The sequence below is a fragment of the Mesobacillus sp. QJM3NY_10 genome, assembly GCF_056173465.1.
The window spans coordinates 1,000,804-1,016,116 of the sequence record NZ_CM149675.1; the positions used below are offsets into that span (position 1 = coordinate 1,000,804).

Genomic DNA, 15,313 nt, shown 5'->3' on the forward strand with positions numbered 1-15,313 from the left:
GCGGAGTTCACAGGTTTATTGGCGATTTTATAATTTTATTGGCGAACTGGAAATTATCCTTGATTTTTTCCAGTTGAATTGCCATAGAAGTGTAAGATATATCACCGTAAGCAGCAGTTAAAGTCTTTATAATGAAAATATGTAAGGGCTTACATTTATTTATTGATCTGGAAACTACCTACACTGACGCAGCTTTGCCAGGTTCGATTACGGGAGGGGATGTTTGTGTTGCTAACGGAAGAACAGAAAATGGTGCTGGATATTTTTGAAGAAATGAAAAACGAGGGGCATGAACAGGTGATCTTCAACTATGACAAGGCAACTGGATTGAAGTCGATTGTCGCCATCCATGATACGACGCTCGGTCCTGCGCTAGGGGGATGCCGGATGTGGGATTATGAATCGACTGAAGAAGCGCTCCGAGATGTTTTACGACTGTCAAAAGGAATGACCTATAAATGCGGCGTTTCGGGTGTGACCTATGGAGGCGGGAAAGCGGTTATCATCGGTGATCCTAAGTCGGAAAAATCGGATGAGCTTTTCCAGGCTTTTGGCTCATTCATCGAAACATTAAAGGGGCGATTTTACACCGGAACGGATGTTGGTACAGTCGGCATGGATTTCGTATCTGCATCAAAGCAAACATCGTATCTTGTAGGGTTGCCTGAAGAATATGGCGGCAGCGGGAATTCTGCTGTAATTACAGCATTCGGTGTTTGGAAGGCAATCAAGGCAACGGCAAAAGAAATTTTTGGAACGGACTCACTTAGGGACCGGAAAATTGCGGTCCAGGGCCTTGGAAAAGTCGGCCGCTTTCTCGTTGGCCACCTTCATGAAGAAGGGGCGAAGCTAATTGTCACCGATATTTTTGAAGAGAATGTCATAGAAGTTAAGGAGCAATACCCAGATATCGAAACAGTTGAACCACTTGATATTTACAGCGTAGAATGCGACATATTTTCACCAAATGCACTGGGCGCCGTTATCAATGACATCACGATCCCAAAACTCAAGTGCCTCGCAGTTGCCGGAGCAGCGAATAATGTGTTGGCAGAAGAACGCCACGGTGACATGCTGCATAAGAAAGGCATCCTCTATGCCCCGGACTATGTGGCCAATGCGGGCGGATTGATCCAGGTGGCGGATGAACTTCATGAATACAGCAAGGACCGGGCGTTCAAGAATGCGAGCATGATCTATGATATTCTCGAAAAAATCTACAAAATCTCCAAAACTCATGATATACCAACGTATAAAGCCGCAAATATATTAGTAGAAAAGAAGATTGAAAAAATCGGCCGAATCCAGAGCAAGTATACAGGTTAAGCAACAGGAGGTGAGAAGCATGCGCTATAAAAGCTTTAAAGATGTCATTGATGCTGCGAGAACAAGGCCGCCTGTAAAAATGAGCGTTGCGGCTGCACACGATTTGGATGTGCTCGAAGCTGTGAAAGCCGCAGTGGAACTCGGAATCATTGAGCCGTATCTAGTCGGCGACCCGCAAAAAATCTTTGAACTGGCAAGGGAACTCGACTTTTCTGTTGAGGAATACCCTGTTTATCCGGCCTATACTGAAAATGAAAATGCGTTTATTGCTGCAAAACTGGCTAGCGATGCTCAAGTGCAGGTAATCATGAAAGGCTTTGTGAATAGCACTCCATTTTTAAAAGGGGTGCTTCATAAGGAGCTCAATTTAAAAACTGGCTCTGTTATCAGTCATATCTCCGTGTTTGACATCCCGGGTGCTGATCAGCTTATTAGTATGAGTGATGGCGGTATTAATATAGCGCCAGATTTTCAGCAGAAGAAGCAAATCATCCTAAATGGTGTCGAATTCCTCGACAGAATTGGTGTGGACCGGCCGCGTGTAGCAATTTTAGCAGCGAACGAACGAGTCAGCGAGAAGATGCCAGTGACCGTGGAAGCTGACCATCTGGCCATGCTGATTAAAAATGAATCGAGCCAGGATCTGCTGATAGAAGGACCGCTTCCGCTGGACCTCGCCATCAGCAGGGAATCTCTTCTGCATAAAGGACTGGAAAGTGAGCTTGAGGGAGCAGCCGATCTGCTCATTGTCCCAACAATCGAGGCAGGAAACTTCCTTGGCAAGGCGATCACATATTTTGCGAAGGGAACGATGGCAGGAATCGTGCTGGGTGCGAAAGTACCGCTCGTATTAAACTCCCGGTCAGATACAGCAGAGGCAAAATTGGCTTCGATTGCACTGGCCGTCGTTGCGGCATCCAATACAACGGTCAGCGTTGGAAGATAGGAGAGTTATCATGAAAATCCTTGCAATAAATCCAGGTTCCACTTCTACCAAGCTAGCAGTTTATGAAGACGAAAAATTACTTTTTGAAGAAACCATCCGTCATGCGGATGCTGAAATCATGAAGCTGCCGGAACTAGCCGACCAGCTGCCATACAGGCTTGAGTCCATTATGGAGGCTTTACGTTTGAAGGAATTCAAGGCTTCAGAGCTCGACGCGGTCGTTGGCCGGGGCGGCATGCTGAAGCCAATGGACAGTGGAACGTATTTTGTAGATAACCATCTGCTAGATGATGCACGCTCAGGCAAATATGGCAATCATGCATCGAACCTGGGATCCATTATCGCAGCGGAGATAGCTGGAACTCATCAAATACCTGCCTATATCGTTGACCCTGTATGTGTGGATGAACTGATTGATGAAGCGAGAATTTCCGGCCTCGCTGATATCGAAAGAAAAAGCCATGTTCATGCTTTAAATATCAAGGCAGTCTCCCGTAAAATTGCAGCTGAGATCGGGATGGACTTGGTTGAAACCAGTTTTGTTGTGGCCCATCTAGGTGGCGGCATTTCAGTCGCTGCACTTCGGAATGGCAGGATCATTGATGTTAATAATGCTGAAAATGAGGGACCGTTCTCTCCTGAGAGGGCAGGCGGTCTTCCGGCAAAACAGCTTGTCCAGCTTTGCTTTTCAGGGAACTATACGGAAAAAGAATTGCTTCAGAGGATGACAAAGCTGGGTGGGATGTATTCCTATCTCGGTAACAAGAATCTTATAGAAGTTGAGAATCGGGTAGTTGAGGGTGACTTGGATGCCGGTCTAATTTTAAAAGCTATGGTACATCAGATAGGAAAAGAAATTGGTGCCATGGCCACGGTACTTGAAGGGAAGATTGACGGAATCATCCTTACCGGGGGAATCACCCATTCAGATATGATTACAGGTTTGATTCAGGAGAAAATCAGTTTTCTAGGAAAAGTTTTCGTGCTGCCTGGTGAAGCCGAAATGGAAGCCCTGTCTGCAGGTGCTTTTAGAGTGATGAACGGGCAGGAACATGCGAAAATCTATTAAAAAGCCTGAGCCAATGTGTTTTGTGAGGACACATAAAGGCTCAGGCACTTTTTTTGACTAGAACAGTGGAATTATTCACAAAAAAAGCATTTTAATCGAAAAAAGCCAGGATTTATTCACAAGTAAATAGAGTTATTGACATTTTTTTCGCAAATAAATGAAGTTTATTCTCAAAAAATAAGAGTTTATTCGCAAATAAACAACTTTATTCGCAAAAAACACCCTCTTATTCGCAAACTGGAAATTATCGCGGATTTTTTCCAGCATCAAGTCCACTTTCATAGATTTCCACATTAGCATAAATGGCAGATAGGATCGACGCCGCCATTCCTGACTGCTCAGCATTCTCCAGCAAGTAGCCAAAGAGGTGGTCGCCTTCTGTTAGCAGTGACTTTTCCATATCGCGCTGCAGAGAGGATTTCATTCCATGGCCGATTTCCTTCATTCTTCCAAGGGTAGCCTCCACAGCTCCTGGTGCAAGCGGCGCGCCGATTTTCTCCATGATAGCCGCCGTCTCAAGGACCAGACGCTCGATTGTTTTCCAGCCATGCTTCTGTTCGCGAATAGGACCAATCGGTGATCTAAATAAGGAGGTGATGCCGCTCATCGAAGTGATGAATAAGTATTTGTGCCACATTTCCTGCTCAATTTTTTCAGAAAGTCGGAAGTTTGCTTTCGTTCCGTTAAATGCTTCTTCCAGCTGTAAAATTTGTTCAGTCTTTCCACCATTCCGTTCACCGAACACTAAATCATGGATCGGGCTGGTTTGAACTATTTTTCCATCCTGAGTCAGGGTTGTCTCGATAAAGCATAGGCCTCCAATTACCTTTTCAGCCCCGAAAGTTTCCGTCAGCACATCAAGATGCGCAATTCCGTTCAATAATGGCAGAACCATCGTCTCGTTTCCAACATAAGGCTGGATGCTCTTTACCGCGCCTCCCAGATGGTAGGACTTTGTGGAAACAAGGATAGCGTCATATGGTTCCGCGTTTTCTCCTGCCAATATAGTCTTAGGCTCCGGAAAATGCATATCTCCATGAATGCTTTCCACTACCAACCCAGTTTCACGAAGCTGCTGCTTTCGCTTCTCGCGGACCAAAAATGTGACATCTTCTCCTTTTTCCAAAAGGCGGCCGCCGAAGTAACCGCCAATTGCTCCTGCTCCCACGATTAATATTTTCATATCCATCAACCTCCTAGACTATGTAAAAGTGCACGCCTGGAATCAAGCGTGCACAATCCTTATCTTATTATTATACAAGATAGGCTGCGAGCAGCCCTCCTGCAGTAATGAAAACAATGATGATTTTAGCGAAAAGGGGAAGCTGCTCTTTCCCTTTCTCATTCACCTGGCTTTCCTTCTCATTGACCGATTTGCGGTATTCAGGACTGCAGCATCCGCTCATCGTTACGCCACCTTGTTATAGTTTGAAATATCTTCGTCGAGCGGGATATTTTTAGCTCGTGCTTTTTTAGCAGCGTTAAAGAAAATAACCGTGATGGCGACTGTAACAATGAATGCTCCGATATTGGATACTGTCAGCGACTGGCCGAATCCGATTTGTGCATTAAGGATGTAGGAAGTCGTAGCTGCTGTCATGAACATACCAGGAATCACGGCGATCCAGTAGTTCTTTTTGGCGATGAACAGGTACATGGCACCAACCCACAGCGCGATTACCGCAGTTGATTGGTTAGCCCAGGAGAAGTATCTCCAAAGAAGAGTGAAATCCACTTTTGTAAGAGCGAAAGAGATAACGAATAATGGGACAGCGATCCATAGACGGCTAGCGATTTTCTTCTGTGAAAAATTGAAGTAGTCAGCAATAATCATACGCGCACTACGGAAAGCAGTATCACCTGATGTGATTGGAAGTACGATGACACCAAGAACTGCAAGAGTTCCGCCAATTGCACCAAGCATCGCTGTTGAAGCTTCACTTACGATAGCAGCAGGTCCGCCGTTTGCAAGCATGTCGTTCAAACCGTTGTAGCCATCGAACAAGCTCATTGCAGCAGCAGCCCAGATCATTGCGATGACACCTTCAGCAATCATCATGCCGTAGAAAATCTTGCGGCCATTCTTTTCATTTTGCGTTGTACGTGAAATGATCGGTGTTTGTGTTGCATGGAAACCTGATAGAGCGCCACATGAAATTGTTAAGAACAATAGCGGGAAAATCGCTGCATTACCAGGGTGGAAATTCGTTAAAGATAATTCAGGAATCGGTGCACCAGTGATGACAAGCATTGCGCCTACTCCGATTGCACTGATCAACAGCAATGCGCCAAAGATCGGGTAGAAGCGGCCAATGATTTTATCAACAGGAAGCAATGTCGCTAAAATATAGTAAATAAAGATTGCCCCGATAATAAGGCCCATTGTTACTTTTCCATCCATCAAATTGTGAAGCAAGCCAGCTGGAGCTGTAACGAAAACGGTTCCAACTAAAAGTAAAAGAAGAATGGCGAATGCGTTAACGACATGCTTCATGACTTTGCCAAGAAATTTTCCTGCAAGTTCAGGAAGGTGAGCGCCTCGGTTACGGATTGAAATCATCCCTGTAAGGTAATCGTGGACAGCACCAGCGAAAATTGCGCCAAGAACGATCCAAAGGAAGGCAACCGGTCCGTAAAGCGCTCCCATGATCGGCCCGAAAATAGGTCCAACACCAGCAATATTAAGAAGTTGGATCAGAGAGTTCTTTGCTGTGGACATTGGCACATAGTCAACGTCATCTTTATGTGTATAAGCCGGAGTGGAACGACCTTCGTTCACGCCGAAAACCTTTTCTACAAACTTGCCATACGTAAAATAACCAATAATTAAAAGTGCGATACCAGCTAGAAAGGTATACATATGGAACCTCCTCAAAGTATAATGTATGCGTTTTCATTAAGTATAATAGAGAAGGAGAAATTATGGCTGTTTTGTGAACAAGATGCAGGAAAATGAGCCTAACGTGCAAAAATTGTCGATTAAAATGCAAAAAAGCATCCTTAAGATGCTTTAAGAGAAGTTATAATTCTAGCTTGGTCCTCAGGGCTTTTACATAATTCCGGCTGACTGACAGCATTTCATCCTCACCTTCGATTTCCAGTTGATAGGCTCCGTTGAACCATGGGGTAAGGCGGATAACATAATCCAGGTTCACAATATAGCTTTTATGAATGCGGAAAAAAGAGTATGGCGTAAGCCGCGTTTCAAGATCCTTCAAGGGAATTCTTGTTTCGTATTCTCTTGCTTTCGTGACGATTTTAGAGTATTTTTCTTCTCTCGATATATAAAGGATATCCTTCGGGTCGAGGTAGAAGATTTCTCCGTCTCCTTCAACGGCAAGCTTGCCAGTTTGCTTGCCTGACTCTTGTTCGGCGGGCATCAGGAAATGCTTCTCAATCCTGAGAACCGTCTCCATCAGCTGATTCTCGTCATAGGGTTTAAGCAAATAATCAACTGCCTCGTATCTAAAAGCCTCTGCAGCAAATTGCGGATAGGCGGTTGCGAACACAATCAGCGGTGTTTTCTTTAATTCCATCAGCGCTTTTGCTGCTTCCATCCCATTCATTTTCGGCATTTCGACATCAAGGAAGACGACATCGGGATGGAGCTGCAGGGCCTTCATGACCGCAGCTTCACCTGATTCAGCTTCCCCGACAACCTGGATGGAAGGGAAGGATTGCAATAAGTGCCTCAGCTCATCCCTGCTGTACAATTCATCATCAACGATTAGAGTACGTATCATCTTGTCCATCTAAAAATTCCTCCGCTTGTGGAATCGTAAAAGAAATCTTTGTGCCTTTTCCTGGCTCGCTATCAATCCGCAGTGAGGCCTCTTCCCCGAAATTCATCGTAAGCCTTCTGTTCACATTGAAAAGTGCGATTCCGCTGCCTGTTTCAGAATCAATTATTTGTTTGCCTAACTGGTTGATCCGTTCCTTACTCATTCCCTGTCCATTATCTCTCACCGTTACTAGCGTGCTGTTATCGACTTTATGAATCTCTATATGAATTTGGCAGTCATGATCCATATTCTTGATTCCATGTTTTACGGCGTTTTCTACAATTGGCTGTAGCGTCAGCGGTGGAATTTTTACAGGCAAAGCGTCATCTTCAATATCATAGGTAACCTTCAGTTTTTCTACAAACCGGGCCTCTTCAATAGATAGATAGGCTTTAACATGGGCTAATTCCTGCTCAAGCGTTGTCATCGATACTGTCGTCGCGGTCAGGTTCTGACGCAGGAAATGGGAGAGAGAGACAAGCAGCATCCTAGCTTTTGCAGGATCAATTCTGATCAGCGAGGTGATGACATTCATGGTATTGAAAAGGAAATGAGGGCTGATTTGTGCCTGCAGAGCCTTTACCTCTGCTTCCTTGGCAAGCTGATAGGCTTTTTCGGCTTCGGCAATTTCAAGCTGGTTGCTAAGCAGATTGCTAAGGCCGGAAATCAGCTCAATGACGACATTGGTGATTTCTTTTTCAGATTTAAAATAAAACTTGAGTGTGCCAATTGTTTCGTCGCGTAGTTTTAAAGGTGCGATCACCGCAGCGCCAAGAGGGCAGCTTTGCTCGCGGCAGTGGATCGTTTCATCATTGGCGACGACAAGTTTGCCGCTTTTCAGTACATCCCTCGTAATCTGCGTCTGAATTGGACTTGTTGAGCGATGATGATCATCAGCAAGACCGATATGGGCCAGGATTTCAGTTTGGTTGGTGATTGCGACCGCACTAGTCTGCACCTCGTTGTGTAAAATCTGGCAGACTGCCCTGGCTGAATCCTGATTGATGCCCTTGCGCAAGTATGCGAGTGTCTGGTCGGCGATTCGCAATGTTTTTTGCGCAAGCATCGCACCAGTCTTTTCTTCTTCGGAAACAACATTCTTGATCACCATCAAAAATAAAGCAGACCCAAGGCCATTTGCGATAATCATTGGAACACCGATAATTTCGACGAGTGTTTGCGCTTGATCATAAGGTTTCGCAATCAAAAGGATAATCAGCATCTGCACCGTTTCGGCAATTGCCCCAACCAGGAAGGCTGTACTCAGATTGACATTGTTTTTCTTCTTCTGAAAGCGGCCGGCAATGATTCCGGCAACGATGGCCGCAAGTCCGCAGGCAAGAGCAGTGAACCCGCCGAGTGTGAAACGATGCAGACCTGCTATGAGCCCGGCACCAATTCCGACCTTATAGCCGCCAAGCATACCGGCAATCACAATCCCGATAACCCGGGAATTGGCAATCGCTTCATCCGATGCCAGGTCGGCAGTCCAGGGGTCGAACCGTAGCGTATCAGTTGAGAAGCTCATGCCTGAATATGTACCGATAATCCCGAAAAAACCAAAGAATACAATCGCAAAGTATTGCTGTCGCCTATTCAGTGAATCATGGTAAATCAATCCACGGAAGAAGCGGAACCTTGTTAAAATAAATGCAATTGTCACAATGATGCCAAGCCGTTCCAGCATCGTAATGAGTAATTCGAACATAACCGTACTCCTCAGGAAGTATTTGCATTCATTTTAAATGAACAGTGATGAAAAACAAAGATATATAGATGCAAAAAGAAGCCCGGTCAGCAGCAACCAGGCTTTGTTTCGGTTGAATACAGGTTTTCTAATCCGGTTTTATATCGAAATTGTTATTTATATAGCGAAAAACAATGTTTTATAGCGTTTTGGAAATAATCAGCAGTTTTTTTTAATCAAATTATAGGGAGATAGGCTCTCTAAGTTTGAGCTTCCCAACTTTATTGGCGAAAATCTGATTATATTGGCGGAGTTCACAATTTTATTGGCGATAATCAGATTATATTGGCGATGTTCACAATTTTATTGGCGATAATCTAATTATATTGGCGAACTGGAAATTACACTTCATTTTTTCCAGTTCGCCAATATGAGTGGCTAGAATATTTTAATATCGCCGCTCGATACATCAGCGTTGATTTCGTATTTACCACTGCCTTGTTTGCCGCGAAGGCGGTTATCGGATTCTTCTTTGTTTTGAAGCGGGAATTGACTCGATATGTCACCGCTGCTTATTTTTCCGTTCAATGTAAAATCGGCTTCATCTGGCAAATCCAGCTCGATATCACCTGAGCTAACATTTAAGTTAACGTCATCTGTCAATGAATCCATCTGGATTTTGAGCTCACCCGATGACACATCTGCCTCAAGCTTGCCAGAGTAGTTTTTGACATGGACGCTTCCGGAGCTGACTTCAAATGAACCAGACCTCGCAGCAATTGAGTTGAATTCAGCTTCGCCTGATGAACTTTGGTGTTCAAGTGATTCTACATCCAGATTCTCCAAAACCATGCTGCCTGATCCGATTTCAATCGCAAGATTCTTTAGCTTCATCGGAGAGTCGATCGAATCTCCTTTGAATACCACTTCACCTGAGCCGAGCTTGATTTGCATATTCTTTTCATAGTCTTCAGGTATATAAACTGTCAGAGACGTTTTATCCAACTCAAACCAGTTGAACCAGAAGAAGCCTTTGCGTTTAACAGCAACCTCAATCTCATCGCCATGTTTATCAACTTTTACCGTACCTTTGCCCTTTAGCTCGGCACGAACATCGTCCCGCTCTTCTGCCACAATCATCGTCTCGACACTGGAGATATCAATCGAGATATTTTCTGTTGCGCTGGTCACCTTCACCGCGTCATCCGTTTTTGCAAAATTAACTCCGCTGCCATCAAACATATAGTTCCAAACGATATAAGCCCCTGTAATCAACAGGAAAATAACCAAAATCCGTTTCATTTTAAAAATCTCCTCTCAGGTCTCATTCTATATTCAGAATACGGCAAAACATTCTTCTCCCCAATGCCCCTCCGATTTAAATCCGGATAGGACCTGAGGCGGATTTTGAGTTAAGTCGATCATCGGGGCTCTTTTCGAGAAGACCTCAGAAAAAAATTGCATTTATACAGGTTAAGAAAGCAACAAATTTTACGAAAAGAGCCAAAAAAAGCCAGATTCCGTTCACAGTCGGGAATCTGGCTTCTTGTTGTTATTAGTTAAGCTTTTGCTTCATAAAGTTTGCCAATCTCTACAATGGTTTCAACGGATTTCACCATATTATCCACAGAGATATATTCGAACCTTCCATGGAAATTCTCTCCGCCTGTAAAAATATTTGGTGTCGGCAATCCCATATAGCTAAGCTGCGAACCATCTGTGCCGCCGCGGATTGGCTTGACAATCGGCTTGATGCCGAGGTTTTCCATTGCCTCATAAGCAATGTCGACGATTTCTTTTACCGGCTCGATTTTATCCTTCATGTTGTAGTACTGATCGTTCATTTCAAGTTCGACCCGGGTCTCGCCGTATGTCAGTCTCAATTCATTGGTGATTTTCTGCATTAAATCCTTCCGCGACTGGAAGTTGTCACGGTCAAAATCACGGATGATGTAGTGAAGGGTTGTTTCCTCCACATCACCGTTGACCGAGCTGAGGTGGAAGAAGCCCTCGTATCCTTCCGTATGCTCAGGTGCTTCTTCTGCTGGAAGCTTGCTGTTGAACTCCATGGCGATCTTCGCTGAGTTCACCATTTTTCCTTTTGCCGTACCAGGGTGGACGTTTTTGCCTTTACAAGTCACCTTGGCGCTTGCTGCGTTAAAGCTTTCATACTCCAGCTCGCCAAGCGGTCCGCCATCAACGGTATAAGCGAACTTCGCATTGAATGCTTCAACGTCGAACTTATGCGGTCCTCTGCCAATTTCCTCATCTGGTGTGAACGCGACACGGATCTTGCCATGTTTGATTTCCGGGTGCTTGATCAAATGAGCCATCGCTGTCATGATTTCGGTGATTCCAGCCTTATTGTCCGCGCCGAGCAGAGTAGTGCCGTCAGTCGTAATCAATGTGTGGCCCTTATACTGAGGCAGCTCAGGGAAATCGGCAGGCGAAAGGATAATATTCTGTTCCTTATTCAGGTTGATTTGATTTCCATCGAAGTTTTCCACAACCTGCGGATTGACATTTTTGCCGGTAAAATCAGTTGCCGTATCGACATGGGCAAGGAATCCGATTGTTGGAACCTCTTTATCGGTATTGGCAGGAAGTGTCGCCATCACATAACCATTCCCGTCAATCGTCACTTCTGACATTCCAATCGTTTTTAATTCCTCGACAAGCATGTTGGCAAGAGTCAACTGGCCTTCTGTCGATGGAGTGGTTTCACTGTTTTCATTCGACTGGGTGTCCACTTTGACATATGAGGTGAATCTTTCGATGATTTCATTCTTCATATACTTTCAACTCCCATTACTATGTATATTTTCATATTAGCATAGAACATCAGAAACGCCATTTTAAAGGAATCTCAAAATTCAATTTTTAAGGTATAATGGTGAAAAGGAGGCTGGGGAATTATGGGATATATATTAACCGCCATTGTCCTGACTGTCGTGTTTTATTCGATCTATAAAATAATCACATCCGGAAAATTGCCGAGCAACAACTATACTCCATTTGATGATATTGCAGAAGGGAAAGTTGATAAGGATGAATGAATTGGGTATCATCGCACTCTTGTTATTGTTCCTGTGGTCCATCACGAAAACGCTGGAAAAATTGGCTGACAGAATCATGAAAAAACAGGATCAACAATATGAGCTGCTAAAAGAAATCAAAGATTTATTAAATAACGAAGAATAGCAGAATATGAACTTTTCACTTTACATATAAAAGAGTTAAGGCTAGGATAAAGACAATTGAATATTCGATTTACTACTAGGGGTGCCCTGCTGCGGGCTGAGAGAAAGACGCTAAGTCTTTTAACCCTTCGGACCTGATCTGGGTAATACCAGCGTAGGAAAGTAGTGTGAGAGATGTTTTCTTTCTTACTTTGCTTTTAAGCCAGGTCCTTTCAAGGATCTGGCTTTTTTATTTTTTCAAGGAGGTTTTATCAATGAAACTAAAAGATCAGGTTGTTCTAGTGACTGGCGGAAGCCGGGGACTGGGGGCAGAAACGGTAAAGGCGTTTGCAAGGGAGGGTGCGCGAGTCGTTATTAACTATTTCCAGAACGAAGAAAAGGCAAAGGATCTGGAAGCAATGATTGGTGAGAATGCCCTTGCTGTAGGGGCGGATGTAAGAGACCCAGCACAGGTTCAAAGCATGTTCAGGCAGGCAAAGGAGCATTTTGGCTCTCCTATCACGACAATTGTGAATAACGCTCTTGTGAATTTCAAATTTGACCCTGTGGCAAACAAGGATGCTTTTGCAGTTGGCTGGGAGGACTATCATCAGCAGCTTGAGGGAGCGATACGCGGTGCATTGAATACGATACAGTCGGGACTTCCAGACATGAAAGAATTAAAGTTTGGCAAAATCATCAACATTGGCACGAACCTGTTCCAGAACCCGGTTGTCGCTTATCACGACTATACAACAAGTAAAGCTGCCTTGTTGGGGTTCACCAGGAATATGGCAAGTGATCTCGGGAAATATGGCGTTACTGTCAATATGGTTTCCGGAGGATTACTTAAAAAGACCGACGCAAGCTCTGCTACTTCGGAGGAAATATTCGAGCTCATCGAATCATCAACACCGCTTAGAAAGGTGACCGAACCGGCTGAAGCTGCAGATGTGATATTGTTCTTTGCATCACCATGGGCACGTGCGGTTACCGGACAAAATCTGGTCGTTGACGGCGGCCTTGTGATGGATTAAGAAGGAGGGATTTTACATGGAGGCAAGAGAGATTGCTAGTTTGCTTGAAAAAGTTCGGAGGGAGAATCCGCTCGTCCATAACATTACCAATGTTGTGGTCACCAATTTTACCGCCAATGGCTTGCTGGCTCTTGGGGCGTCCCCGGTAATGGCATATGCCCAAGAGGAGGTTGCCGAAATGGCGAGGATAGCCGGGAGTGTTGTTCTCAATATCGGCACGCTGAGGCCAGAAGTCGTAGAGTCTATGCTGATTGCGGGCAATGCGGCAAATAAACAGGGAGTGCCGATTATTCTTGATCCGGTTGGTGCAGGGGCTACCACCTATCGTACCGAAACGGCAAGAAGACTTATGGAAGAATTAGAGGTTTCGATCATCCGAGGAAATGCGGCGGAGATTGCGAATGTTGCGGGAGAAAGCTGGAGCATACGCGGCGTTGATGCGGGAGAATCTGGCGGGGATGTTTTCAAGTTGGCCGTATCCGCTGCGGAAAAACTCAAGACAATTGTCGTGGTTACTGGCAAAGAAGATATTGTTACAGATGGCAAGACCACTTTTATTGGGCATAACGGGCATCCGCTGCTGACGAAAGTGACGGGAACTGGCTGCCTGCTTACATCTGTAATTGGGGCCTTTGCAGCTGTTGAAAAAGACTTGCTCAAGGCAGGAGCAGCTGCAGTAACCACATATGGAGTGGCAGCAGAAATCGCTGCAGAAAAATATGCAGAACGGGGGCCGGGGAGTTTCCAGGTTGAATTCTTGAACCAGCTATACCTTGTCAACGAAGAGGAGATTAATAGAAAAAGTTCTTTTGATCAGCAGGAGGTCGATTGAAATGGAAAAAGTTTTAACCATTGCGGGCTCGGACAGCGGCGGCGGTGCTGGCATCCAGGCAGATTTAAAAACATTCCAGGAGATGAACGTTTTTGGGATGTCTGCGCTGACCGCTGTAACAGCGCAAAATACGCTTGGGGTCCAGGGAGTCTTTCCGATGGAGGCAGAAGCAGTCGCCCGGCAAATTCAATCTGTCGGAGAAGATATAGGCGTAGATGCATTGAAAACAGGAATGCTTTTTAACGCTGAAATCATTGAGACCGTTGCTGAGAAAATAAAGCATTTCTCCTGGGAGAATGTTGTTGTCGATCCTGTCATGATTGCGAAAGGAGGGGCATCATTGCTTCACCAGGAAGCTGTTTCTGCCTTGAAAGTGCATTTGCTGCCGCTTTGCCTCGTGGTTACACCTAATATTCCCGAGGCAGAGGTGCTGACCGGGATGACTATTCACAGTCTCGATGACAAGAAGGAAGCGGCCAGGCGCATCCATGCCCTTGGAGCAAAAAACGTCGTCATAAAAGGCGGTCATGATGAGGATGCAAATGAGTCTGTTGATCTCCTTTTTAATGGTGCAGACTTTGTGTTCTTCTCTGTTCCGAGAATTGAAACGAAGAACACTCACGGAACTGGCTGTACTTTTTCCGCCGCCATCACTGCACAGCTTGCGAAAGGATCGACTGTATATGACGCGGTATCTGTAGCTAAGGAGTTCATCCATGCTGCCATCGCCACCCCTCTGAATATTGGTCAAGGCCACGGCCCAACAAACCATTGGGCTTTTAACAGGGAGAAAGGAAGGGTTATGACATGGCAAGGATAAGCACAGGGAAAATGAGAGCTCTGCTCAAGGTGTATTTTATCGCAGGCAGCCCAAATTGTCTGAAGGGACCTGGAAAAGTACTAGAAGAAGCAATCCGCGGGGGCATCACTCTTTTTCAGTATCGTGAAAAAGGGAGTAACTGCCTTGAAGGGACGGAAAAGCTGGCGTTGGGAAAGGAGCTGCAAAGAATCTGCAAGGATAACGGCATACCGTTCATTGTGAACGACGATATCGAAATGGCCCTTGAGCTTGATGCGGACGGCGTCCATATTGGCCAGGAGGATGAGGATGCACAGGAGGTTCGTAAAAAAATCGGTGAAAAGATTCTGGGAGTATCGGTGCATTGTGTAAAAGAGGCAGAAAAGGCAAAGCTTGCAAGTGCGGATTATTTTGGCGTTGGCCCGATTTTTCCAACAGAAACAAAGAAGGATACAAGAGCGGTTCAGGGAACGGCACTTATCGAGGAGTTAAAAGATTTTGAGATTCCGATTGTCGGTATCGGAGGAATTACCGCTGAGAATGCTTCGCTCGTGATGGAAGCCGGAGCCGATGGAGTTTCAGTGATTACTGCGATCAGCCATGCAGATGACGTCAGGGAAGCAGCAGCCAAACTTAGAGGGAAAATTTTTCACTAA

The 15,313-nt window shown here is 45.1% G+C and carries 16 protein-coding genes and 1 riboswitch; of the genes, 9 read left to right on the plus strand and 7 right to left on the minus strand.

Annotated features, from left to right (window positions below; translation table 11 throughout):
- Positions 1-225 precede the first annotated feature (225 nt).
- The 3 genes from AC0VX7_RS05045 to buk are packed head-to-tail and all read left to right on the plus strand — an operon-like array spanning position 226 to position 3,341.
- Positions 226-1,326 carry a Glu/Leu/Phe/Val family dehydrogenase gene (locus AC0VX7_RS05045; RefSeq protein ID WP_475426953.1) on the plus strand — a complete coding sequence of 367 codons (1,101 nt, stop codon included), beginning with the start codon at positions 226-228 and terminating at the stop codon, positions 1,324-1,326.
- Positions 1,327-1,345: 19 nt separating this feature from the next.
- Entirely contained in the window at positions 1,346-2,272 is a 927-nt protein-coding gene (locus AC0VX7_RS05050; RefSeq protein ID WP_475426954.1) for a phosphate acyltransferase, read from the plus strand.
- A gap of 10 nt (positions 2,273-2,282) precedes the next feature.
- Positions 2,283-3,341, plus strand: a complete 1,059-nt coding sequence (gene buk / locus AC0VX7_RS05055) for a butyrate kinase (RefSeq protein WP_475426955.1) — start codon at positions 2,283-2,285, stop codon at positions 3,339-3,341.
- Positions 3,342-3,585: 244 nt separating this feature from the next.
- Here the strand turns inward: buk and AC0VX7_RS05060 are convergent, their stop codons facing one another.
- From AC0VX7_RS05060 to pepT, 7 genes are all read right to left on the minus strand, one after another.
- On the minus strand, positions 3,586-4,524 hold the full coding sequence (locus AC0VX7_RS05060; protein ID WP_475426956.1) for a ketopantoate reductase family protein: 939 nt from the start codon (positions 4,522-4,524) through the stop codon (positions 3,586-3,588).
- Positions 4,525-4,594: 70 nt separating this feature from the next.
- Complete coding sequence (locus tag AC0VX7_RS05065) at positions 4,595-4,747, minus strand: hypothetical protein (protein WP_475426957.1); 153 nt, start codon at positions 4,745-4,747, stop codon at positions 4,595-4,597.
- 2 nt (positions 4,748-4,749) lie between these two features.
- Positions 4,750-6,201, minus strand: a complete 1,452-nt coding sequence (locus tag AC0VX7_RS05070) for a carbon starvation CstA family protein (protein WP_475426958.1) — start codon at positions 6,199-6,201, stop codon at positions 4,750-4,752.
- Positions 6,202-6,361: 160 nt separating this feature from the next.
- Positions 6,362-7,093, minus strand: a complete 732-nt coding sequence (locus tag AC0VX7_RS05075) for a LytR/AlgR family response regulator transcription factor (RefSeq protein ID WP_475426959.1) — start codon at positions 7,091-7,093, stop codon at positions 6,362-6,364.
- Positions 7,062-8,831, minus strand: coding sequence for a LytS/YhcK type 5TM receptor domain-containing protein (locus tag AC0VX7_RS05080; RefSeq protein WP_475426960.1), 1,770 nt, complete (start codon positions 8,829-8,831; stop codon positions 7,062-7,064). Before AC0VX7_RS05080 ends, AC0VX7_RS05075 begins: the two co-directional genes overlap by 32 nt.
- 417 nt (positions 8,832-9,248) lie before the next feature.
- Positions 9,249-10,112 carry a LiaG family protein gene (liaG, locus tag AC0VX7_RS05085; RefSeq protein WP_475426961.1) on the minus strand — a complete coding sequence of 288 codons (864 nt, stop codon included), beginning with the start codon at positions 10,110-10,112 and terminating at the stop codon, positions 9,249-9,251.
- Positions 10,113-10,369: 257 nt separating this feature from the next.
- Positions 10,370-11,602, minus strand: coding sequence for a peptidase T (gene pepT / locus AC0VX7_RS05090; RefSeq protein ID WP_475426962.1), 1,233 nt, complete (start codon positions 11,600-11,602; stop codon positions 10,370-10,372).
- Positions 11,603-11,725: 123 nt separating this feature from the next.
- Between pepT and AC0VX7_RS05095 the strand changes: the two genes are divergently transcribed.
- The 6 genes from AC0VX7_RS05095 (at position 11,726) to thiE (ending at position 15,313) form a co-directional block, all read left to right on the plus strand.
- Entirely contained in the window at positions 11,726-11,866 is a 141-nt protein-coding gene (locus tag AC0VX7_RS05095; protein ID WP_475426963.1) for a hypothetical protein, read from the plus strand.
- 1 nt (position 11,867) lies between these two features.
- A complete protein-coding gene (locus tag AC0VX7_RS05100) occupies positions 11,868-12,011 on the plus strand; it encodes a hypothetical protein (protein WP_475428234.1) in 144 nt (47 codons plus the stop codon).
- Between the two features lie 67 nt (positions 12,012-12,078).
- Positions 12,079-12,188, plus strand: a riboswitch (TPP riboswitch).
- Positions 12,189-12,264: 76 nt separating this feature from the next.
- The gene (locus AC0VX7_RS05105) at positions 12,265-13,026 is read left to right on the plus strand and encodes a 3-oxoacyl-ACP reductase (protein WP_215035914.1); all 762 of its coding nucleotides are present in this window, start codon (positions 12,265-12,267) and stop codon (positions 13,024-13,026) included.
- A gap of 16 nt (positions 13,027-13,042) precedes the next feature.
- The gene (thiM, locus tag AC0VX7_RS05110) at positions 13,043-13,858 is read left to right on the plus strand and encodes a hydroxyethylthiazole kinase (RefSeq protein ID WP_475426964.1); all 816 of its coding nucleotides are present in this window, start codon (positions 13,043-13,045) and stop codon (positions 13,856-13,858) included.
- Position 13,859: 1 nt separating this feature from the next.
- Positions 13,860-14,678: a bifunctional hydroxymethylpyrimidine kinase/phosphomethylpyrimidine kinase gene (thiD, locus tag AC0VX7_RS05115; protein ID WP_475426965.1), complete on the plus strand. Its 819-nt coding sequence runs from the start codon at positions 13,860-13,862 to the stop codon at positions 14,676-14,678.
- On the plus strand, positions 14,666-15,313 hold the full coding sequence (gene thiE / locus AC0VX7_RS05120; RefSeq protein WP_475426966.1) for a thiamine phosphate synthase: 648 nt from the start codon (positions 14,666-14,668) through the stop codon (positions 15,311-15,313). Before thiD ends, thiE begins: the two co-directional genes overlap by 13 nt.